Source organism: Flavobacterium sp. FlaQc-47 (genome assembly GCF_044006475.1).
Classification (GTDB): Bacteria; Bacteroidota; Bacteroidia; order Flavobacteriales; family Flavobacteriaceae; genus Flavobacterium.
Map to the genome: position 1 here is coordinate 206,964 of NZ_JBIPCQ010000001.1, position 19,470 is coordinate 226,433.

At 33.0% G+C, this 19,470-nt stretch carries 20 protein-coding genes; 10 read left to right on the plus strand and 10 right to left on the minus strand.

Annotated elements, in window-relative coordinates; translation table 11 throughout:
• Positions 1–24: 24 nt before the first annotated feature.
• On the minus strand, positions 25–2,406 hold the full coding sequence (locus ACHRVX_RS00690) for a carboxypeptidase-like regulatory domain-containing protein (protein WP_395327827.1): 2,382 nt from the start codon (positions 2,404–2,406) through the stop codon (positions 25–27).
• A 240-nt stretch (positions 2,407–2,646) separates the two neighbouring features.
• Positions 2,647–4,869: an NADP-dependent isocitrate dehydrogenase gene (locus tag ACHRVX_RS00695; protein WP_395327830.1), complete on the minus strand. Its 2,223-nt coding sequence runs from the start codon at positions 4,867–4,869 to the stop codon at positions 2,647–2,649.
• Positions 4,870–5,269: 400 nt separating this feature from the next.
• Here ACHRVX_RS00695 and ACHRVX_RS00700 point away from each other — a divergent pair, with 400 nt between their 5' ends.
• Positions 5,270–5,680 carry a helix-turn-helix domain-containing protein gene (locus tag ACHRVX_RS00700; RefSeq protein WP_395327833.1) on the plus strand — a complete coding sequence of 137 codons (411 nt, stop codon included), beginning with the start codon at positions 5,270–5,272 and terminating at the stop codon, positions 5,678–5,680.
• 734 nt (positions 5,681–6,414) lie between these two features.
• Here ACHRVX_RS00700 and rplS read toward each other — a convergent pair.
• Positions 6,415–6,765: a 50S ribosomal protein L19 gene (rplS, locus tag ACHRVX_RS00705; RefSeq protein ID WP_394776809.1), complete on the minus strand. Its 351-nt coding sequence runs from the start codon at positions 6,763–6,765 to the stop codon at positions 6,415–6,417.
• 233 nt (positions 6,766–6,998) lie between these two features.
• On the minus strand, positions 6,999–7,679 hold the full coding sequence (trmD, locus tag ACHRVX_RS00710; protein WP_395327837.1) for a tRNA (guanosine(37)-N1)-methyltransferase TrmD: 681 nt from the start codon (positions 7,677–7,679) through the stop codon (positions 6,999–7,001).
• A 291-nt stretch (positions 7,680–7,970) separates the two neighbouring features.
• Between trmD and ACHRVX_RS00715 the strand changes: the two genes are divergently transcribed.
• The 8 genes from ACHRVX_RS00715 (at position 7,971) to ACHRVX_RS00750 (ending at position 14,287) form a co-directional block, all read left to right on the plus strand.
• Positions 7,971–8,309, plus strand: coding sequence for a hypothetical protein (locus ACHRVX_RS00715; RefSeq protein ID WP_395327839.1), 339 nt, complete (start codon positions 7,971–7,973; stop codon positions 8,307–8,309).
• Positions 8,310–9,258: 949 nt separating this feature from the next.
• Positions 9,259–9,720, plus strand: a complete 462-nt coding sequence (gene tnpA, locus ACHRVX_RS00720) for an IS200/IS605 family transposase (protein WP_395327842.1) — start codon at positions 9,259–9,261, stop codon at positions 9,718–9,720.
• A gap of 18 nt (positions 9,721–9,738) precedes the next feature.
• Positions 9,739–10,272 (plus strand): NADPH-dependent FMN reductase, encoded by a 534-nt coding sequence (locus ACHRVX_RS00725; RefSeq protein ID WP_395327844.1) that lies wholly within the window; start codon positions 9,739–9,741, stop codon positions 10,270–10,272.
• Positions 10,273–10,324: 52 nt separating this feature from the next.
• Positions 10,325–11,197, plus strand: coding sequence for a sugar phosphate isomerase/epimerase family protein (locus ACHRVX_RS00730; RefSeq protein ID WP_395327847.1), 873 nt, complete (start codon positions 10,325–10,327; stop codon positions 11,195–11,197).
• 53 nt (positions 11,198–11,250) lie between these two features.
• The gene (locus tag ACHRVX_RS00735) at positions 11,251–11,598 is read left to right on the plus strand and encodes a cupin domain-containing protein (RefSeq protein ID WP_395327850.1); all 348 of its coding nucleotides are present in this window, start codon (positions 11,251–11,253) and stop codon (positions 11,596–11,598) included.
• Between the two features lie 145 nt (positions 11,599–11,743).
• Entirely contained in the window at positions 11,744–12,880 is a 1,137-nt protein-coding gene (locus ACHRVX_RS00740; protein WP_395327853.1) for an MFS transporter, read from the plus strand.
• Positions 12,881–12,940: 60 nt separating this feature from the next.
• Complete coding sequence (locus tag ACHRVX_RS00745) at positions 12,941–13,873, plus strand: peptidylprolyl isomerase (protein WP_395327856.1); 933 nt, start codon at positions 12,941–12,943, stop codon at positions 13,871–13,873.
• Between the two features lie 96 nt (positions 13,874–13,969).
• On the plus strand, positions 13,970–14,287 hold the full coding sequence (locus ACHRVX_RS00750) for a cytochrome c (RefSeq protein ID WP_395327859.1): 318 nt from the start codon (positions 13,970–13,972) through the stop codon (positions 14,285–14,287).
• 109 nt (positions 14,288–14,396) lie between these two features.
• Here the strand turns inward: ACHRVX_RS00750 and ACHRVX_RS00755 are convergent, their stop codons facing one another.
• The 3 genes from ACHRVX_RS00755 to ACHRVX_RS00765 form a co-directional block, all read right to left on the minus strand.
• On the minus strand, positions 14,397–14,789 hold the full coding sequence (locus ACHRVX_RS00755) for a GreA/GreB family elongation factor (protein ID WP_395327862.1): 393 nt from the start codon (positions 14,787–14,789) through the stop codon (positions 14,397–14,399).
• Positions 14,790–15,213: 424 nt separating this feature from the next.
• Positions 15,214–15,768, minus strand: a complete 555-nt coding sequence (locus ACHRVX_RS00760; RefSeq protein ID WP_395327865.1) for a thioredoxin family protein — start codon at positions 15,766–15,768, stop codon at positions 15,214–15,216.
• A 137-nt stretch (positions 15,769–15,905) separates the two neighbouring features.
• Positions 15,906–16,799 carry an alpha/beta fold hydrolase gene (locus tag ACHRVX_RS00765; protein ID WP_395327868.1) on the minus strand — a complete coding sequence of 298 codons (894 nt, stop codon included), beginning with the start codon at positions 16,797–16,799 and terminating at the stop codon, positions 15,906–15,908.
• Positions 16,800–16,933: 134 nt separating this feature from the next.
• Here ACHRVX_RS00765 and ACHRVX_RS00770 point away from each other — a divergent pair, with 134 nt between their 5' ends.
• Positions 16,934–17,269 carry a tRNA-binding protein gene (locus ACHRVX_RS00770; RefSeq protein WP_042566421.1) on the plus strand — a complete coding sequence of 112 codons (336 nt, stop codon included), beginning with the start codon at positions 16,934–16,936 and terminating at the stop codon, positions 17,267–17,269.
• A 186-nt stretch (positions 17,270–17,455) separates the two neighbouring features.
• On the opposite strand, the gene ACHRVX_RS00775 is transcribed toward ACHRVX_RS00770, so the two are convergent.
• The 3 genes from ACHRVX_RS00775 to ACHRVX_RS00785 form a co-directional block, all read right to left on the minus strand.
• Positions 17,456–18,001 (minus strand): RBBP9/YdeN family alpha/beta hydrolase, encoded by a 546-nt coding sequence (locus tag ACHRVX_RS00775; RefSeq protein WP_395327870.1) that lies wholly within the window; start codon positions 17,999–18,001, stop codon positions 17,456–17,458.
• A 20-nt stretch (positions 18,002–18,021) separates the two neighbouring features.
• Positions 18,022–18,846 (minus strand): alpha/beta hydrolase, encoded by an 825-nt coding sequence (locus tag ACHRVX_RS00780; RefSeq protein WP_395327873.1) that lies wholly within the window; start codon positions 18,844–18,846, stop codon positions 18,022–18,024.
• 188 nt (positions 18,847–19,034) lie between these two features.
• Positions 19,035–19,403, minus strand: coding sequence for a PUR family DNA/RNA-binding protein (locus ACHRVX_RS00785; RefSeq protein WP_395330269.1), 369 nt, complete (start codon positions 19,401–19,403; stop codon positions 19,035–19,037).
• Between the last annotated feature and the right edge of the window lie 67 nt (positions 19,404–19,470).

A 19,470-nucleotide genomic window follows, 5' to 3' on the forward strand; every position in this document is an offset into this window, starting at 1 on the left:
GTTTTCTTTTACAGAAAGTAATTTTTAAAATTTAAAATTATAACTAACGGCAGGAACAATCCCAAAAATGGATGTTTGTACTGCTTCATTTGCACCCGTATCAACATTCTGGCGGAAATTGATTGAAGCTGCATTATGACGATTGTACAAGTTATAAATACTAAAAACCCATTCGCCTTTCCAATTCCTGTCCTTATTTGTTCTGGGCGTTAAAGTTGCCGAAACATCTAAGTGATGATAAGCCGGCAAACGGTTTTCATTTCTTTGTCCGTAATTAGGAACCGTGATTCCTAAATATTCATATTGACCGTTTGGATACGTCACCGGCTGACCGGATTGTAAAGCGAAATTAGCTCCAAAAGACCATTTTTCGTTTAGATTATAAGCTGATGTAACAGCTAAATTATGCGTTTTATCATAGGCAGAACTGTACCATTGACCATTGTTGATTCCTATTTCGTCTGCATTTCTTCCGGGCGTTTGTTGTTGTGATTTTGATAACGTGTATGAAATCCATCCGTTTAATTTGCCTTCATTTTTCTTCACCATAAATTCTACACCATACGCACGCATACGTCCGTTCAGGATTACTTGCTCAATTGCGTCATTTGCAATTAAATCAGCGCCATCGATATAATCCAATCTATTTTGAATTTTTTTGTAATAGGTTTCAACTTCTACAGAATAAGCGCCATTATTGATGTTTCTAAAATAACCCAAAGCAACCTGATCTGCAATTTGTGGTTTGACATAATTGTCACTTGGCATCCAGACATCCAGCGGAGTAGGAGATGAGGTATTCGAAATCAATTGAAGATATTGCGCCATTCGGTTATAACTTGCTTTAATTGACTGATCATCATTTAATTGATAAGCAACTGAAAAACGAGGTTCTAAATTATTATAATTCTGAATCTCTTTGTTTTTGCCGAAGTATTTTGTGGATGTTGGCGTCGCTTTTTCATAAATCTGCATATCGGTATTGAAAGTAACAGGTTCGTTATTTTCATAATAATTGATTGTAGATGAGCCTAAACGATAGAATAAGCTGTAGCGTAATCCGTAAGAAACCGTGATTTTTTTCGAAATCTGATTTTCTGCCTCTATATAAACAGACGGTTCAAAAGCATATTTTTTATCTAATTGATCCGGATTAATTCCAGAGGTATCGTTACTTGGTTTAATGGTTCCGGGATTGAATTCATAGTAAATTCCGTTTAAGCCGTAGTTTAGTTTGAATTTATCTGAAATGTAATTTTTGAAATCGTATTTGATATTATAATTTTTGATTCCTGAATCCCATTTGAAACCTACAAAATCAAGATCAAGACCATAATAATAGTCGCTATAAATCAAAGATAAATTAGCAAATAATTTATCAGAATATAAATGATTCCAACGCAAGTTTAAAGTGGAGTTTCCGTAGATATTCGTAAAACTTTTATTTAAGCTAAAAACATCACGACCAAAATAACCGGATAAATACAAGCTGTTATTATCATTTATTTTATAACTTAATTTTGTGTTTAAATCATAAAAATAAGCTGAGTTGTCTTTTTGGTCTTCTGACAGTTTCAGGAATAAATGTGCATACGAAGCCCTTCCACCAATAAGGAACGAACCTTTATCTTTTACGATAGGACCTTCGGCAAGAATTCGGCTTGAAATTAATCCAATTCCTCCATTTACATGAAATTCTTTACTGTTTCCGTCCTTCTGATAAATATCTAATACAGAAGATGCTCTTCCGCCATAACGAGCGGGAATTCCGCCTTTGTATAATTTTAAATCTTTAATAGCGTCTGGATTAAAAACAGAGAAAAATCCAAAAACGTGAGAGGAATTAAATATCGTGGCTTCATCTAATAATATTAAATTTTGATCAGCTCCGCCACCGCGTACATTAAACCCAGAAGCTCCTTCGCCGGCATTGGTAACTCCGGGAAGTAATAAAATCGATTTAAGAACATCGACTTCGCCCATAACTACGGGCATTTTTTTAATGGTGGCAATAGAAAGTTTATTGGCACTCATTTCTGGAGATTTGATATTGATTTTTCCTCGATTATCTTTAATTACAACTTCCTGAAGTTCTTCACCACTTTCGTTGATGCCGAAATTTGTTTTTGTATTTTGATTTAAATCAACTGTTTTTCGGATGGTTTGATAACCAACATAACTAATTTCGATTTCATGTTCACCTTTAGGAACGGTAAGGGAATAAAAACCATATTCGTTAGTTGTTGTTCCAATTTTTAAAGCAGGAATGTAAACATTTACACCAATTAAAGTTTCATTGTTTTTAAAGTCGGTAATTGTACCGCTTAAAGTAAATTTTTCCTGAGAAAATGAAGTTAAAGTCGTAAAAAGGAGTATAAAAAGAAGGCCGATTTTTTTTGCAATCATTGTCTTGTATTTGAAGCACATAGTTAATAATTCTTACTAAATATTGGTGTAGAACTATTGTTAAACATTAGTTAAGAATTTTTTTAAGGTGTAAAGGTTTAAAAGGTGCAAAGGTGCAGAGGTTCAAAGATGCAGAGGTTCAGAGTTTTGGTTTAAAACAAAAAAAGACAACTTTTAAAGTTGTCTTTTTTTATAATATCACAGATACGCACTGCTGTGCGTCTCATCCTTGTGTTTTTATTATTTTATTTCAGCAATAATCGCGTTGAATGTTGCACTAGGGCGCATTGCTTTGCTCACTAACTCAGGAGTTGGTTGGTAATAACCACCAAGAGTTTGAGGTTTTCCCTGCGCACCAATTAATTCAGCATCGATTTTAGTTTCATTCGCTTCAAGTTCAGCTGCAATTGGAGTAAAGATAGCTTTCAATTCTGCATCTTTATTTTGAGCTGCTAATGCTTGTGCCCAATATAGAGCAAGGTAAAAGTGAGATCCACGATTATCGATCTGACCTACTTTACGAGCAGGAGATTTATCGTTAGCCAGGAATTTATCATTTGCTTCGTCAAGAGTTTCAGATAAAACAATTGCTTTAGAGTTGTTTAAAGTTTGTCCTAAATGCTCTAAAGAAGCACCAAGAGCTAAAAATTCTCCTAATGAATCCCAACGTAAATATCCTTCTTCAGTAAATTGCTCCACGTGTTTTGGGGCAGAACCTCCAGCACCAGTTTCGAACAATCCGCCACCATTCATTAAAGGAACGATTGATAACATTTTAGCCGAAGTCCCTAATTCTAAAATTGGGAATAAGTCAGTTAAATAATCACGTAAAACGTTTCCTGTTACAGAGATAGTGTCTAAACCTTTAATGATTCTGTCTAAAGTAAATTCAGTAGCAGCAATAGGATTTAAGATACGAATATCTAAGTTTGTTGTATTGTGGTCTTTTAAATATTTTTGAACTTTTACGATCAATTCTTTGTCATGCGCTCTGTTTTCGTCTAACCAGAAAACAGCAGGAGTATCAGATAAACGAGCTCTGTTTACAGCAAGTTTAACCCAGTCCTGAATAGGAGCATCTTTTGCCTGACACATTCTGAAAATGTCATTAGCTTCAACGTTTTGCTCCATTAAAACAGTTCCTTTATTGTCTACAACACGAACAACCCCGTCAGCTTTTAATTGAAAAGTTTTGTCGTGAGATCCGTATTCTTCCGCTTTTTGAGCCATTAAACCTACGTTAGGAACACTTCCCATTGTTTTAGGATCAAAAGCACCGTGTTTTTTACAAAAATCGATTGTTGCAGTATAGATTCCAGAGTATGCACGATCCGGAATAACAGCAATTGTATCTTGTTGTTTTCCTTCTTTATTATACATCTGTCCAGAAGTACGAATCATTGCCGGCATAGAAGCATCAACAATAACATCAGATGGAACGTGTAAATTAGTGATTCCTTTATCAGAATTTACCATTGCAAGAGCCGGTCCGTTTTCGATCGCTTTAGTAATATCAGCTTCAACTTCGGCTTGCTCAGGTCTTCCTGCAATTTTTGCATAGATATCACCTAAACCATTTCTTGTGTCAATATTTAATTCAGCAAATAAAGTTGCATATTTTTTGAAAAGATCAGCAAAATATACTTCAACGATAGCGCCAAAGATAATTGGATCTGAAACCTTCATCATTGTAGCTTTTAAATGCACAGAAAGTAAAAGACCTTCTTTTTTAGCATCTGCAATTGCATCAGCAGCAAAATCTTTTAATTTTTTCACACTCAAAACAGAGCTGTCAATTATTTCGCCAGCTTTAAGCGGAGTACTTGCTTTAAGAACGGTTGTTGTACCATCTTTTGCAACGAATTCGATTTTTACATCGTCAGCCTCTGCAACAGTAAGTGATTTTTCACTTCCGTAGAAATCACCGTCTGGCATTGAAGCAACTTTAGTTTTTGAATCAGCAGACCAAGCACCCATTGAGTGTGGATTTGCTTTTGCAAAATTCTTCACTGCGCGGGGAGCTCTACGATCAGAGTTTCCTTCACGTAAAACCGGATTTACAGCAGAACCTAAAACTTTAGCATATTTTGCCTTAATTTCTTTTTCGGCATCGTTTTGAGGATCTTCAGGAAAATTAGGAATTTTGTAACCGTGAGATTGTAATTCAGCAATAGCCGCTTTTAATTGCGGTACAGATGCCGAAATGTTTGGTAATTTGATGATATTAGCTTCAGGTTGTGTAGCTAATTGCCCTAATTCAAGTAAAGCGTCACCAGTTTTTTGAGCATCAGTCAAAAGTTCAGTAAAATTTGATAAAATTCTACCTGCCAAAGAGATGTCTCTAGTTTCAATTGCAATACCGGCAGTAGCAGTAAATGCCTGCACAATTGGTAAAAAAGAATAAGTCGCTAATAATGGCGCCTCATCAGTTAAGGTGTAATAAATTTTTGAATTCTGTGTCATTTTTTTTTTTTTTATAATCGTATCGCCAAAGAATAGCGATGTAAAAGGTATAGTCGGCTCAGAATGAGCGGAGCAAATATAATAAAAACAGTCCGAAAACGGTGTAGTTTTCCTGAGAAATGCCGAAATTATCAGATTGTTATTTCGGCGTCGTTAAATTGTCAAATCGATTGTTTTGATATTAAAAAATTGCAGTTTTGATGAATCAGAAGTAAAACTGGAAGATTTAAAAAAGTGTAAACGCTAAAATTTGAATAATCCATTTAACCTTTAATAGTTTTTGTCTGAAAAGTTGTATTTTTGACTAAAATGCAATACACATCTAACAAATGTGAGATACATTGTTTAATATGTTTTTTACTAGTTGTTTAATATTGCCCTTAATCATTATCTTTGAATTATGAGCACACTTACAAAACCAAATCATATAGGGCGAAAAATAAGCCGTATTCGTGAACTTCGTGATATGAAACAGGAAGCTTTGGCACAAGCTTTAGGAACAAACCAACAAGCTATATCTGCTATTGAAAACAGTGAAACAATAGACGATCAAAAACTTGCCGAAGTTGCAAAAGCGCTTGGTGTAACTGTCGAGGCAATTAAAAGTTTTTCAGAAGATAATATGATTAATTATTTTAATAGTTTCCATGATAACAGTTTTACAAATGGAGCATTCAATGCAAATCATTGTACTTTCAATCCATTGGATAAATTAATCGAAACTTTTCATGAAAAAGAACAACTTTACGAACGCTTGCTACAATCAGAAAAAGATAAAATCGAATATTTAGAAAAACTATTCAAAAAGTAGAAATACCAATTTTCATTAAAATACAAACCGATGCTTTATAAGTGTCGGTTTTTTTATTTTGGGCGTGACCACAAGGGTCGGGCTATACGTTTCAAGTCCTCGCACTTCCTTCGTCAGGCTGTGGGCTTTCCACTTCTATCCCTCACGCAAACCGTAAAATGCGTTAAGCTATCTTTATAATTGTGAGAGTAATTCGATCTAAGAGTTAAATGTGCCTTTAGGCACTAAATATTGGTAGTTAATATAGATTATAAATACGTTGGCGTGCCGTAGGTACGCAACAAAATGATAACAATTGCGTACCTACGGCACGCTATATTTATTCCGATTCATTTTTCTACCAATATTTAGTGCCTAGCGGCACAAATTGTGGGCTTTCAAATTTTGATAGAATGAATAATATGATTGTCGGTTATAATTTGAGAGTAATTCGATCTAAAAGTTGAATGTGCCTAACGGCACATTTCAATTCTTGGTTCGCATTGTTCTAATTATCAAAACTAAAAAGCTTTTATGAAAACGATTGCCCTAGCCCCGATAGAAGTGGAAATCCTTTTGTGCCGGGGTTCGGCACAAAAGATTGAAACGAATAGCGGGATTAGCTCCTGAAAAAGATTAGACATTATCAAAAAAATCGAAGGTTATTCAATTTAGGATATTTAAAAAAACAGGCACAAAAAAAAACTCGTTTCAAATAAATGAAACGAGCTCTTTTATAACAAAGAGATAAATGATTATCTTCTTTTATCTTTAATCTTAGCTTTTTTACCAGTAAGTTCTCTGAAGTAGAAAATTCTAGCTCTACGTACAGCTCCTTTTTTGTTGATTTCAATTTTCTGTAAAGCTGGTAAGTTTACCGGGAAGATACGCTCAACTCCAATAGCACCTGACATTTTACGGATAGTAAAAGTTTCTGTGTTAGCAGAACCTCTTCTTTGAATAACAACTCCTTTAAAAAACTGAGTTCTTGTTTTTTCACCCTCTTTAATTTCGTAGTAAACTGTGATAGTATCTCCAGCTCCAAAAACAGGGAAATCTTTTTTAGCAACTAATTCGTCTTTAACGAATTTCATTAAATCTGCCATGATATCTTATAATTATGGTTTTTGTATAGAATAACATTCACGGATCTCGCCAGAGGTTAGTCTAATTCGGGTGCAAATGTAGAAAATAATTATGAATTATAAAATTGTAATTATAAATTATTTTAAGTATCTGATAAAAAGTTATTTATAGTGTTTTTTTGTTTCAAGTTTCAGGTTGGATTGCGCAAAGTTGGAACTTGAAACAAAAAACAACTTGAAACCTGAAACAAATTTTAATGTCCTTCCAGTAAATCCGGTCTCCTGTTCTTTGTATGTTCATACGCCATGTCCTCACGCCATTTGTCAATTTTGGCAAAATGACCGCTTGTTAAAACCTCAGGAACTTTCCATCCTTTATAATCTGCAGGTCTTGTATATATAGGTCCAGAAAGTAAATTATCCTGAAAACTATCCGTCAAAGCCGAAGTTTCATCACTTAAAACACCCGGAATTAATCGAATCAAAGCATCAGATAAAACCAAAGCTCCAAGTTCTCCGCCTGATAAAACATAATCGCCAATCGAAATTTCCTTCGTAATAAAATGATCCCGAACCCGCTGGTCTACACCTTTATAATGTCCGCATAAAATGATGATATTTTCATACATCGACATAGTATTCGCCATTTTTTGGTTTAAAGTTTCTCCATCAGGCGACATATAAATGATTTCGTCGTATTCACGTTCGCTTTTTAAATGTGTAATACAGGCATCAATTGGCTGAACAGTCATTACCATTCCGGCGCCTCCGCCAAACGGATAATCGTCGACACTTTTTTGTTTGTTTGTTGTATAATCACGCAAATTATGAAAATGTACTTCGACCAAACCTTTGTCTATGGCACGTTTCATAATCGAAGCCTCAAACGGACTTCTTAGTAATTCAGGTAAAATCGTTACAATGTCAATTCGCATTTTTTTTCTTCAATAGTTCTAAGCGACAAAGATACAAAGTTAATATTTGTGAATTTTTAAAGATTTTAGAAATGAAAAACGCATAAAAAAATTATAACATTCTTTGCTTAATATGTAGGATTTATTTTTATTGATACGAAAAAAATCCCAGGCTTAACAATTTGTTAACCAATTAAGAAAGTAGGAATTATGTAAGCTGAAATTGTTTTTATGTAAATTTAGAAAAGGTACTTACGTTTAATATTACATTTCATTATTTACATAAAAAATAATCCCTAAAATTGATTTGTCATGATAAAGAATATTCTGTTGCTAGTTACTATTTTAGTTTTGAACGCCTGTTCTTCAACTAAAAATTCAAGCGAAAACAATAAATGGATTGGACAGTCTAAAAAGAATATTATTAAGGCTTGGGGAACACCAATACGTACTTTAAGTAATTCTGATCAGGGTGAAATACTCATATACGGAGAACAAGTATATGCGAATGCAGATAATGAAGAAGGATCAAGAATTGCAGGTCCTAATTACTGGAATTACACTTATGTATATGTAGATAAGGATGAAAAAATATATTCTTATAAAACAGAAAAACAACAGCATACGCCTCAGGAACTTGCTGTAAAATAATTTGTTATAAAATTATTGATGTAGTTTGTAATCATTTTATTATTTTTAGGTCGCTTCATTACAGTAATCTAAAATAGTATTTTATGAAAAAAAATACAATAATTCTTGTTGTCACTTTGTTGATTATTTCGAAATATTTTAGCTATTAAATAAATTTTGGAGAACGGGAGAAATAATGAGGGCGAAAATGTGTAGTCCCTACGGGACAATTAACGTGGGGTCGATTTTTTTTCTATCAATATTTAGTTCCTAACGGAACATTTTCTTGATTTATATCCTTATGATATTTTATTAAAATCCAAATAAAATTTATTTCAATTTACTTATTGGACAATTGACTTGGGGGATTTTTTTCTAGCAATATTTAGTTCCTAACGGAACATTTTTTGATTTATCTCTTTATGATACGTTGTGAAAATCCAAATAAAATTTATTTCAATTTGCATATTGGACAACTGACTTCTGGGATTTTTTTCTACCAATATTTAGTTCCTAACGGAACATTTTCTTGATTTATATCCTTATGATATTTTATTAAAATCCAAATAAAATTTATTTCAATGTACTTATTGGACAATTGACTTGGGGGATTTTTTTCTACCAATATTTAGTTCCTAACGGAACATTTTTTGATTTATCTCTTTATGATATTTTTTTTAAATCCACATAAAATTTATGTCAATCTGCTTATGGAACAATTTATTTGGGGCGATTTTTTACCAACATATAATTCCTAACAAAATATTTTTTTAAAATTAAAATAATCCTATTCTTACAATTAAAAAGTATATTTGCTTGATAATAGAGTGACAGAATATTCCGTTAGGAATTATATGTTGGTAGAATCAATTAGAATTTCTTAATAAGAGATGTTCCGTTAGGAACTAAATATTGGTAGCAAAAAAAAATAATTACAAATAAAAAAATGTCCCGTAGGGACTAAACATTCATGGCAAATACGTATACTCAAATACATATTCATTTTGTTTTTGCTGTAAAATTCAGACAAGCCATAATTAATAAAAATTGGAAACCTGATCTTTATAAATATATCGCTGGAATTATTAAAAACAATAATCACAAACTTTTAGCTATAAATCGTGTCTCGGATCATATTCATATTTTGATTGGTATCAGACCTGTTCAATCCATATCTGATTTAATGAAAATCATTAAACAAGACTCTTCAAAATGGATTAACAGCAATAAGTTTTCACAATTTCATTTTGAATGGCAAGAAGGTTACGGCGCATTTTCATACAGTAAATCACAATTATCAACGGTAGTTAATTATATCGAGAATCAGGAATTGCACCATCAAAAGAAAACTTTTAGAGAAGAATATATTGATTTTCTTGAAAAGTTCGAAGTTGATTATGATGAAAAGTTTATTTTTAAGGAATTAATATAAAGATATTTCTACGAAAGAATGGTTTTCAAAAAAACAAAAATACTTGCCATTACCGGCAGTACCAGAAAGAATTCAAGTAATTACAAAATTTTAAATTTTATTTCTGAAAATATAAAATCTGAATTTGAGGTGATTATTTTCGAAGATTTAGCTGATATTCCGCATTTTAATCCTGATTTAGATACGGATAATCCACCAGAAATGGTTGAATTTTTCAGGAATAAAATCATGGAGGCAGACGGAGTTATAATTTGTACGCCTGAATATGTTTTTAGTTTACCCGGAAGTTTAAAAAATGCTTTAGAATGGTGTGTTTCGACTACGATTTTCTCAGATAAAACGGTGGGATTGATAACTGCTTCGGCTTCCGGAGAAATGGCGCATGAACAACTTTTATTAATAATGAAAACGATTGGAGCAAAATTCGATGAAAATAAACAGCTTTTAATACAAGGCATTCGCGGAAAAATTAATGAAGAGGGAAAAATTACCAATGAAGAAACAGAAATTGCTCTTCAGGATTTCATAAATCATTTCGAAAATCAATTTTAGCGTTTTTAGATTCAATTAAAAGTCTAGATTTACATTTCTATTTTAAAATAAAATGGTCACAAGAAGAAATTTTTTAATAAATGCAAGTCTTGCTACAACTGCAGTTTTGGCTTTGCCATCATTAGCGTTTACTATGGATAAAAAAGAAATAGGATTGCAACTCTATACTTTAAGACAAGAACTTCCGAAAAATGTAAAAGCTACTTTAGAAAAAGTTGCTGCCGCAGGATTTGCTACTGTAGAAACTTATGGCTTTTCAATAAAAGATAACTTTTGGGGACTTTCACCCCTAGAATTAAAAAGAATTTTAGATGCAAACGGACTTAAAGCCGTTAGCGGACATTATAATTTAGGAAGTTTTTTAGCTGATGGAGATATTACAGAACTTAAAGCTGCAATTGAAGCGGCTAAAATTCTAAAAAGTGAATATCTGACGATTCCGTGGGTCGATGAACCTTTTAGAAAAAACAGAAATGATTATAAAGTAATTGCAAAACGTTTAAACGACGCTGCAAAAATAGCTGCAGATTCAGGTCTGAAATTAGCGTATCATAATCATGATTTCGAATTTCAAAAACATGATGGTATTATGGGATATGAAATTTTATTGAATGAAACAGATAAGAATCTGGTTTATTTTGAACTGGATTTATATTGGGCTATTCACTCTGGAAATGATCCTGTTAAATTATTTACAGCAAATCCGGGTCGTTTTAAAATGTGGCATGTTAAGGATATGGATAAAATTAATTCAGCTTTAAATACCGAAGTTGGTTCAGGAATAATAGATTTTAAAACCATTTTTAAAGAAGCGAAGAAGTCAGGTATGAAACATTTTTTTGTTGAACAAGAGAATAATTATAATCCAAATTCTTTTGAGTCAATTAAAAAAAGTTGTGATTTTATTGCTGAAAATTTAGTTTAAAATAAAATCAGCTAAAAAGATTATTTTTGTAGAATTCAATTAAAATAACAGATATGCAAAGTTTTGGTACAAGCAAAGAATTTATAAAAGGAGATGAAATAGAGTGGGAAGTGGTAGGCGACGGAATTAAACGTAAAATCCTGGCTTATGATGATCGCGTAATGTTGGTGAATGTTCATTTTGAAGTGGGAGCGATTGGCGTTCTGCACGAACATTATCATACACAAGTTACCTATGTTTCAAGCGGTAAATTTGATGTTACAATTAGTGGAGTTACCCAAACTTTAAAAGAAGGTGACAGTTTTTATATTCCGCCTCACGCAATTCATGGCGTATTATGTTTAGAAAGTGGACTTTTAACGGATGTTTTTAGCCCAATTCGCGAAGATTTTATGAAATAATAAGGTTATAAAAACCAATACAATTGTTACAGGAAAGACCTGATTTGCTAGCAGATTTGAAAAAATTATAGATTTTTTTAAATTTTTGTACAAATTAGAATAGTATTTTTGCAAAATGAATTTATCCAAAACGAATGTCTTATTTATGGCAGCTTGCACTGGACTTATAGTTGCAAATCTGTATTACTGCCAACCTTTAATTGTTTTAATTGCCAACGAATTTAAAATTCCTGAAGCCAGCGCGGGAACAATAACCTATCTTACTCAGGCTGGTTATGCTATTGGATTGTTTTTTATGGTTCCGCTGGGAGATAAAATTGAGCGTAAAAAGCAAATTTTAATAACGACTTTTGCCTCTGTAATTGCTTTGATTCTGGCGGCTACGGCAAAAAGTTTTTTTCTTTTACAAATTGCTTCTTTATTAATAGGAATCACATCTATTGTACCACAACTTATTTTGCCTTTGGCAGCGTCATTAAGCGCGCCGGAACAACGAGGGAAAGTTGTTGGAACCATTATGAGCGGATTACTTGTAGGGATTTTGCTTTCCAGAACTTTAAGTGGATTTATTGGTGAGGTTTTGGGTTGGAGATCAATGTTTTATATTGCTTCCGGAATTTGTTTACTGATCTTTTTTGTGATTCAGAATAAATTTCCCGTGAACAAACCTCAGTTTCAGGGAACATATGGTCAGTTAATCACATCTCTTTTTATACTTATAAAAACACAACCGGTTCTGCGTGAAGCAACTATAATAAATGTATTTAGTTTTGCGCAATTTGGAGCTTTTTGGGTCACTATGGTTTTGTTACTTTCAGGAGCACCTTTTCATTACAGCAGCGCTACAATTGGTTTGTTCGGGATTGTTGGGGCTTCAGGAGCTTTAGCAGCACCTTTAGTTGGGAAATTGGGTGATAAAGGCGGTTCAAGAGTTGCGGTAGGTTACGGATGTTTATTGATTTTAATAAGCTTTTTAATTTTTTATTTTTCGATAGAAAGCGTTCTCGGGATTGCGATTGGAATTGTATTCATTGACGTAGGTATTCAAGGCGTTCACATCTCTAATCAAACCCGGGTATATTCACTGCTTCCGGAAGCCAGAAACAGATTAAATACTGTATTTATGTCCTTTAGCTTTTTAGGAACTGCAGCCGGATCTGCTTACGGATTATTATTATGGAAATTAGGAGGATGGCATGCCGTAACTATTGGTTGTGTGGGTTTATCAGCATTATCATTTATAGTTTACGGTCTTACTTATAAAAGAAAATCTAAAAAATAGAAACAACAAATTGATAAAAAATTAATTTGTAAATTTGCATTTAAATTAAAAATAACAAAGATGGAAAACGGAATATACGCTAAATTCAACACTAGCAAAGGTTCGATATTAGTAAAACTAACACACGATCTAACACCAGGAACCGTAGGGAATTTTGTAGCTCTTGCAGAAGGAAATATGGAAAATAAAGTAAGACCACAGGGACAAAAATTCTATGACGGATTAACGTTTCACAGAGTAATTCCTGATTTTATGATTCAGGGAGGTTGCCCAAAAGGAACAGGAACCGGAGATCCGGGTTATAAATTTGATGATGAATTTCACCCAAGTTTAAAACACGATCGTCCGGGAGTTTTAGCAATGGCAAACTCAGGACCTGCAAGTAACGGTTCTCAATTTTATATTACTCACGTTCCAACTTCTTGGTTAGACGGAAAACATACCGTTTTTGGTCATGTTGTAGAAGGTCAGGATATCGTTGATGCTGTTACTCAAGGTGATGCTCTTGAAAATGTAGAAATCATCAGAGTTGGTGAAGAAGCTGAAAAATTTAATGCTATTGAAGCTTTTGTAGGTTTAAAAGGTGCCCGTTTAAAAAGAGATGCTGCTTTAAAAGCAGAATCTGAAGCTAAAATGGAGCAATTAGCTGCCGGTTTTGAAAAAACTGAAAGCGGTTTACGTTACAAAATGATTCAAAAAGGAGAGGGTAAAAAAGCGGAATCTGGTAAAACAGTTGCAGTTCATTACGAAGGATCTTTAGAAAACGGAAAAGTTTTTGATTCTTCTTACCCACGTAAAAAACCAATCGAATTTAGATTAGGTCAAGGTCAGGTTATCGAAGGATGGGACGAAGGAGTTGCTTTATTACAAGTAGGTGACAAAGCTCGTTTTGTGATTCCATCTGATTTAGCTTACGGATCTGCAGGTGCAGGAGGAGTAATTCCACCAAACGCAACTTTGATTTTTGACGTTGAATTAATGGAAGTAAAATAATAAAATAAGAAGCAATTTAGTATTGTTTTAAATTATAATCCCATTCGTCCAACGAATGGGATTTTTTTATATTTACTTTCAAAATAATAGAAAACAATGAAATTAAAAATCCTAACTCTTACTGTTGCAACACTGCTTTTGGCTTCATGTGGTACTCAGAAAACTGCGTCTGTAACAACGGCAGAAACTACTTCACCAGTAAAAGAAACAGTTAAAAATGTTGCCTTAACGCCGGAACTGGCAGAAGGTAAAAACTTGTATGAAAACAGTTGTGCAAGATGTCATAAACTATATGACGCAAAGAAGTTTACTCAGGAAGAGTGGAAACCAATTTTAGCAAGAATGCAGAAAAAAGCGAAGTTAGATGATACTCAAATGGCTTCGATATCAAATTATATAACTTCTCAATTATAAGAAGTTGATTTTGTAGATTCATAAAAACTATTCAGTGATTTATTGGATAGTTTTTTTGTTTAAAACAGAAAATAAAAAAACACCTTCACGAATGAGGTGTTTAAAAGTATTAATTGCTTACAGAAATATTATTTACCGCAATTATTTTTAAAGTTTTTATTCCAGCCGGTAATTCCCAATCAACTTCGTCGTTTTCTTTAAAACCAATAATAGCAACGCTTAAAGGAGCAAGAATCGAAATTTTACTTTGTTTTACATCTGCAAATGATGGTAATACGATTTGAATTTTCATTTGTTTTTTTGCTTTTACATCTTCGATAGTAACAAAAGAGTTAATTCTGACAATCGAATTGTCTAATTCAATTTCTTTGCTGATTATGGCGCGATCTAGTTCTTGTGAAAGCTGATTGGCTTCTTTAGCATTTGTTGAATTTTTGCTTTTTAAGATCAATTCTCTTAAAAAATTATAATCTGTTTTACAGAAAGTGGGTGTTGGTTTCATATTATGTTATATTTATTATTGTTGTTAATTTATTTGAATGCCAGTGTTTTTATGTGATTTCTTTCAGATTGGTAAATGCATAATTTCTATTCCAGATTGCACTTGCAAATTGGAATTTTAATACTATACGTTTTGGAAATTTTGATTGAAAAAACCAAAAAATTATCTGAGAGAGAATTTACTCTTTCAAATAAAATAAATGATTAAATCGTGGTATAAATCCTCCGCCTGAAAGAAGAAATTGAAATAGACGGAGGCCTAATTAATAAAGGCCTTACTATGTGAAATAAATACGGCAGTAAGTCGTCTTCCTGAAAGAGAAAACAACGACATTAAAACTGTAAATAGATTTATAGTGCTCACAATGAGTATAATTGATTTGATCGGCAAAGATAGGCAAACTTTTTAGAATAGCAATATATCTTTATTTCCATTTAATATTACACCCAATACTTGGCTTTTGAGGCTCTTTTAAACTTCTGTTATAAATAAGTGCGTCGATTGCGCTGCGTAAATCAGTTCCGCTTAGCGGAATTCCGTTTGCGGGTCTGGAGTCGTCAAGCTGACCACGATAAAACAAGCGGTTTTGATCGTCAAACAAATAAAAATCCGGAGTACAGGCAGCATCAAAAGCTTTGGCAACGTCCTGGCTTTCATCGAATAAATAAGGGAAATCAATTTTATTCTGAAAAGCAAATTCGGTCATTAATTCAGGAGAATCCTGTGGAAATTTTTCAACATTATTACTTGAAATAGCAATTACGCCAATTCCCTGAACGCGGTAATCATTGGCAATCATTACAATTTCCTGAATAACATGAAGCACAAATGGACAATGATTGCAAATAAAAATAACTAACGTTCCTTTTGGTCCTTTCAAATCTTCAAACGAATAGTGATTATTAGAATTCGTGTCTTTTAGTTTGAAATGTGGAGCAATTGTTCCAAGCGGAAGCATATTTGAAGGAGTTCGTGCCATTTTACAAAGATAAGTTCTTCAAAAATAGCTCTAAAAATCTGTAAAAGAAAGTAGACATGAATTAAAAAAAATATCCGCTGGAATCTTTTAGAAATTAAAAGATTCCAGCGGATATGGAAAGAATGTATATAATGGGTTTACGAATTTAGAAAATTCAGTAAATCGTTATTTAATTTATCTTTATCTGTGTAGAATAATCCGTGTGGTGCGCCTTCATAGATAATATAAGTGTTTTCACGAATTGCTTGTGCAGCTTTTGCTGATGTCAGGTCGATAGGAACAATCTTGTCATCATCTCCATGAATAATTAAGGTTGGAACTTTTATAAAATCTAATTCCTCTCTAAAATCTGTAAATGAAAAAGCTTCGGCACATTTTAAAGTAGCACGTGGTGAAGCAAATGAACATAAAGTTCTGTAGTATTCTAATAAAGGTGTACTTAAAGGTTTATTGATAATATTAATTCCGAAAAATGTCTTTCCAAAATTATCCACAAATCCTATTCTGTCCTCTTTTATAGCAGCTGCTGTTGCTTCGCTTTTTTCTTTTGGATGCCCGTCAGGATTATCATTAGTTTGTAATAAAAACGGAACTACAGAAGAAATAAGAGCCGCTTTTGTAATTCCTTTTCCGCCATATCGGCTAAAATAACGAACTACTTCTCCGCCACCCATTGAAAATCCTACAAGAGTTGCGTCTTCTAATTGAAGCTGATCGATAATTTCTTTTAGATCATCTGTTAAAGTATCATAATCATATCCGTCATATGGTTGTGATGATTTACCAAATCCGCGACGGTCATAAGCAATTACTCTATAATTGTTTTGCACTAAAAAATCAATTTGATATTCCCACATTTCGTTAGAAAGAGGCCATCCATGAATTAAGATTACTGGTTTTCCTTTTCCATAATCTCTTACATAAAGCTTTACATTTTTAGAGGTTTTGATGTATTTATCTGTATTTTGTTCATGTAAATTGAAATCAAAATCTCTTAAAGTCTGATCGGGGTTAAGAATTGTATTCTCCATTTTTATATCTTTTTTAGTGTTAGCGTAAATATTTTATATGTAAATTTAGATGGAGAACTAAAAAAAACGGTTATAGAATTAGTAGTAATAATTACAAAATTTATAGGTTTGTAATAAGTATAAAAAAGGAACAAATGGATTTAACCTGGAATGAATTTGAAAGAACCGATATGCGTGTCGGAACTATTATAGAAGTAAACGATTTTCCTGAAGCAAGAAAACCTGCATACCAGCTCACAATTGATTTTGGTGCTGAAATTGGCATCAGAAAGTCATCTGCACAAATAACGGTGCATTATAAAAAAGAAGATTTAATAAATAGACAAATTATATCAGTAGTGAATTTTCCAAAAAAACAAATAGGGAAATTTATGAGCGAATGTTTGGTTCTTGGCGCAATAGGCAAGGAGGGAGACGTTATTTTATTAGCTCCGGATTTTAAGATTGAAAACGGGTTGAGGATTGGTTAGATTAGTTCTCAGTTCTCAGTCTCAGTTTTCATTCTCAGTTTGAGCAGAAATTAACCGCAAAGTTCGCAAAGTTTTTCATCATATGGCATTTTATAAAACCGCAAAGTTCGCAAAGCTTTGTATAAAGCTTTGCGAACTTTGCGGTTAATTCCGATTCAGACTGAAAACTGAGACCGAGACTGAAAACTAAGAAATCTTCTCAATCAACTGCTGTAATATCACTTGCCCTTCTTCCCAATATTTTAAATCAGAATCAGAGTTAATGTGTCCTTTTTGACCTACGTTTACAAAATCGCTTCCCCATTTTTCTGCAAAGTATTGCTTTCTTTCAAAAGTAGCATAAGGATCATTTTCGCTTGCGACCACTATTGACGGAAACGGTAATTTATTTAGAGGCATTGGCGAAAAGTTTCGGATACTTTCCGGAGTATGTTGAGGTGAATCTACATCGGCAGGAGCCACTAATAAAGCGCCTACAACATTTTTATTACTATTTGATGCTGCCCAATGTTGTACTAATGAAACTGCAAGACTATGCGCTACTAAAATAGTAGGTTTGTCAAGTTTTGCAACTTCTTCATTTAATCTTTCAATCCATTCTTCCCGAACAGGTTCGTCCCAATTGTCCTGAACAATGCGGGTTGAGTTTTTAAATTTTTTATTCCAAAAAGTCTGCCAGTGTTTAACCCCTGAATTTCCTAATCCGGGTAATATTAGTAAGTTAGTTTCCATTGCCGTGGATTATTTAGTGATTAGTTTTTATTCTCTTTTATAATTCGGTTAACTTCGTTTACAAGCAACGGAAAACCGGGTTCTGTCATTCCGTGTCCGTAACCGTCTAATTCATAAAGTTTAGTCTGTTTATGTCCTTTTAATTTCATCATTCTTGCTAAATAAGCGTTTTCTTCATAACGTCCCAGCATTTCTAATTCACGATCTCCGGTAATCAACAAAAGTGGCGGAGCATCAGCACGAACATAATATAAAGGTGCAAAAGTATCAATAGTTGGAGTAGTATCGGGAATTCCGTTTTCTTTTCTTATTTCAAAATGAGTAATGCATTGTCCGCTAAACGGAATTAATCCTGCAATTTTATTCGCATCAATTCCTTCTTTTTTTAGATATTCTTTATTTAAACCAATCATTAATCCCAGATATCCTCCGGCAGAATGTCCTGAAACAAAAATTAAGGAAGTATCTCCGCCATAGTTTGCAATATTATTAAATACCCAGGCAACTGCGGCGGCGGCATCCTCTATAGATTTTGCTGCTTTTGCTTTGGGAGATAGTCTGTAATTAACGCCAATAATAGCAAAACCTTTATTTTTTAAAGCTTCCGGAATTTCTTTGTTTCCGCCAGTTAATCCGCCCCCATGAAACCACACGATTGTGGCAAAACCTTTAGTGTTTTTTGGGTAATAAATATCCAGAATACATCTTTCGTTAATGTAACTATCAGATTTATTGGTTGCTGAATTGTAATATTGAATGTTTGATTTGGTATAGTATTCTGTTTTTTGTGCAAATGATGAAATTCCAATAAAGGAAAGAACAAGTAAAAAAAATATTTTTTTCATTTTTTGAAGTTAGAGGTTATGGGTTAGAAGTTATAAAGGAAAATATTTAGACTTTAATTAAGTTTTAAGATACTTAATATCTCGCATTTAACGCCTAACTCATAACTTTTAACACTTAACTAAATATATAAAAAAAGTCCAAAATGCAGGACATATTGGACTCGTACTTTTTAAAAAGTTATAATGGACTAAATATCGTCAAAATCAATATCAGTAAAGCTAGATCTTTGTACTTCAGGTTTATCAGAACCGTATTCTTTCTTAAAATCTTTTTGGTGTCTTTCAGAAATTACTTCTTCGCCCTTGTGGTTCAGGACATATGAAGTCATTTCTTCCAGTATTTCGGCAAAAGCACTAAAATCTTCTTTGTACAAGTAAATTTTGTGTTTTTTAAAATGAAACGAACCATCTTCTTCTGTGAATTTTTTGCTTTCGGTAATAGTGATATAATAATCATCAGCTTTAGTAGCTCTCACATCAAAGAAATAAGTTCTTCTTCCTGCTCGTAATACTTTAGAAAAAATCTCTTCTTTTTCTAACATGTCATTTTCTCTCATAATACGTTCTATCATTTTTTGGAATTAATAGTACTCAAAAATCATAAAAAAATATCTATTACACAAC

Bases quoted from the DNA above. Each gene is read 5' to 3' on its own strand.
- ACHRVX_RS00690 (WP_395327827.1), bottom strand. From the start codon at position 2,406: ATGATTGCAAAAAAAATCGGCCTTCTTTTTATACTCCTTTTTACGACT.
- ACHRVX_RS00695 (WP_395327830.1), bottom strand. From the start codon at position 4,869: ATGACACAGAATTCAAAAATTTATTACACCTTAACTGATGAGGCGCCA.
- ACHRVX_RS00700 (WP_395327833.1), top strand. From the start codon at position 5,270: ATGAGCACACTTACAAAACCAAATCATATAGGGCGAAAAATAAGCCGT.
- rplS (WP_394776809.1), bottom strand. From the start codon at position 6,765: ATGGCAGATTTAATGAAATTCGTTAAAGACGAATTAGTTGCTAAAAAA.
- trmD (WP_395327837.1), bottom strand. From the start codon at position 7,679: ATGCGAATTGACATTGTAACGATTTTACCTGAATTACTAAGAAGTCCG.
- ACHRVX_RS00715 (WP_395327839.1), top strand. From the start codon at position 7,971: ATGATAAAGAATATTCTGTTGCTAGTTACTATTTTAGTTTTGAACGCC.
- tnpA (WP_395327842.1), top strand. From the start codon at position 9,259: ATGGCAAATACGTATACTCAAATACATATTCATTTTGTTTTTGCTGTA.
- ACHRVX_RS00725 (WP_395327844.1), top strand. From the start codon at position 9,739: ATGGTTTTCAAAAAAACAAAAATACTTGCCATTACCGGCAGTACCAGA.
- ACHRVX_RS00730 (WP_395327847.1), top strand. From the start codon at position 10,325: ATGGTCACAAGAAGAAATTTTTTAATAAATGCAAGTCTTGCTACAACT.
- ACHRVX_RS00735 (WP_395327850.1), top strand. From the start codon at position 11,251: ATGCAAAGTTTTGGTACAAGCAAAGAATTTATAAAAGGAGATGAAATA.
- ACHRVX_RS00740 (WP_395327853.1), top strand. From the start codon at position 11,744: ATGGCAGCTTGCACTGGACTTATAGTTGCAAATCTGTATTACTGCCAA.
- ACHRVX_RS00745 (WP_395327856.1), top strand. From the start codon at position 12,941: ATGGAAAACGGAATATACGCTAAATTCAACACTAGCAAAGGTTCGATA.
- ACHRVX_RS00750 (WP_395327859.1), top strand. From the start codon at position 13,970: ATGAAATTAAAAATCCTAACTCTTACTGTTGCAACACTGCTTTTGGCT.
- ACHRVX_RS00755 (WP_395327862.1), bottom strand. From the start codon at position 14,789: ATGAAACCAACACCCACTTTCTGTAAAACAGATTATAATTTTTTAAGA.
- ACHRVX_RS00760 (WP_395327865.1), bottom strand. From the start codon at position 15,768: ATGGCACGAACTCCTTCAAATATGCTTCCGCTTGGAACAATTGCTCCA.
- ACHRVX_RS00765 (WP_395327868.1), bottom strand. From the start codon at position 16,799: ATGGAGAATACAATTCTTAACCCCGATCAGACTTTAAGAGATTTTGAT.
- ACHRVX_RS00770 (WP_042566421.1), top strand. From the start codon at position 16,934: ATGGATTTAACCTGGAATGAATTTGAAAGAACCGATATGCGTGTCGGA.
- ACHRVX_RS00775 (WP_395327870.1), bottom strand. From the start codon at position 18,001: ATGGAAACTAACTTACTAATATTACCCGGATTAGGAAATTCAGGGGTT.
- ACHRVX_RS00780 (WP_395327873.1), bottom strand. From the start codon at position 18,846: ATGAAAAAAATATTTTTTTTACTTGTTCTTTCCTTTATTGGAATTTCA.
- ACHRVX_RS00785 (WP_395330269.1), bottom strand. From the start codon at position 19,403: ATGAGAGAAAATGACATGTTAGAAAAAGAAGAGATTTTTTCTAAAGTA.